Origin of the sequence: Sphingomonas sp. (assembly GCF_048594985.1) — a bacterium.
Taxonomy (GTDB): Bacteria; Pseudomonadota; Alphaproteobacteria; order Sphingomonadales; family Sphingomonadaceae; genus Sphingomonas_I.
On record NZ_JBMDXG010000324.1, the window covers coordinates 1 to 1,694 of the forward strand.

Annotated in this window: 1 protein-coding gene; it reads left to right on the forward strand. The window is 65.6% G+C overall.

Annotated features, from left to right (window positions below; genetic code table 11):
* Window positions 1-1,308 (forward strand): AMP-dependent synthetase/ligase (locus ACOJSF_RS13260; RefSeq protein WP_420142672.1); only part of this gene is annotated, 1,308 nt, incomplete at its 5' end.
* Window positions 1,309-1,694: the final 386 nt, after the last annotated feature.

Genomic DNA, 1,694 nt, shown 5'->3' on the forward strand with positions numbered 1-1,694 from the left:
GCCGCGCAGGCGTTCTTCAAGCGGAGCGATCTGGCCTGCATCATCTATACCAGCGGGACGGGCGGCTCCCCGCGCGGGGTGATGCAGCATCACGGCGCGATCCTGCACAATGTCGCCGGCTGCTGCGCCGTCATCAGCGAGGATTTCGGATGGGGGGAGGAGGTGTTCCTGTCCTTCCTGCCGCTGTCCCACGCCTATGAGCATACCGGCGGGCAGCATTTCCCGATCGGGCTGGGCGGCGAGATCTATTATGCCGAGGGCCTCGACAAGCTTGCCTCGAACATCGAGGAGGTGCGTCCGACGATCATGGTCGTCGTGCCGCGCCTGTTCGAGGTGCTGCGCCAGCGGATTTCCAAGGCGATCGAGAAGCAGGGCAAGGTGCCGGCGTACCTGCTCGACCGTGCGGTGGCGATCGAGGGGCGGCGCGCGGTGACGGGCCGGACGGCGATCGGCGACCTCCCCGCCGATTTCGCGGTCGGGCGGCTGCTGCGTCCGAAGATTGCCAAGCGGTTCGGCGGGCGGATGAAGGCGATGGTGTCGGGCGGTGCACCGCTCAATCCGGAAGTCGGCAATTTCTTCCAGGCGCTCGGCCTCACCTTTCTTCAGGGGTATGGCCAGACCGAGGCGGCGCCCGTCATCTCCTGCAACCGCCCCGCCGCCGGCCTGAAGATGGACACGGTCGGTCCGCCGCTGCCCGATACGGAGGTCCGCATCGCCGAGGACGGCGAAATCCTCGTCCGCGGCGAGTTGGTCATGCACGGCTATTGGCGCAACGACGCGGAAACCGCGCGTGTGCTTAAGCCGGATCCGGCGGAACCCCATAAGGGCGTCTGGCTGCACACCGGCGATATCGGCCTGATCGACGAGAAGGGCCGGATCAAGATCACCGACCGCAAGAAGGACATCATCGTCAACGACAAGGGCGACAATGTCGCGCCCCAGAAGATCGAGGGGATGCTGACGCTCCAGCCCGAAATCGTGCAGGCGATGATCTATGGCGACCGCAAGCCCTATATGGTCGCGGTGCTGGTGCCCGATCCCGAATGGACGCAGGAATTCTGTGCGAAGGGCGGGGCAAGCTGCGATTTCGCGGCGCTGTCGCGCAGCCACGCGTACAGGACGGCGCTGGGCGCGGCGGTCGAGCGGGTCAACAAGGACCTGTCGCAAATCGAGCGGGTCCGCCGCTTCATCATCGCCGACGCGCCGTTCGCGATCGAGAACGAGCAGTTGACCCCCAGCCTCAAGATCCGCCGGCACGTCCTGAAACAGGTCTATGGCGAGCGACTGGACGCGCTGTACAAGGGTTAATCGGTCGCTGGTTCGACGACCGGGCGACACCGTTCACCGCAGCGCGCCGAGGCATGAGCGGCTGATAGAAGAGTACTCAACCTGTTGTTTCGAAACGGCGATTCCAGCCGGCACGCCGCGCGTTGGCCCGAAGCTGAACCTGCGATAAAGGAACGGCGGCGACACCGACGCCGTTCTTGCCCCCGTTCGCAACGAACGAGGAGTGAGACGATGTTCAAGCCGATGTTCGCCTGCGCCGCCGCCGTCGCCGCGCTGACCGCCGTGCCCGCCATGGCTGGCGACGAACCTGCCCGCGACCGCTATGCCGGCATGTTCGACGACAGCAATTCGCACTATCTCGACTACAAGACCGACCTCTCCGAGGCCCGCCGCGAGCTCAAGAAGGA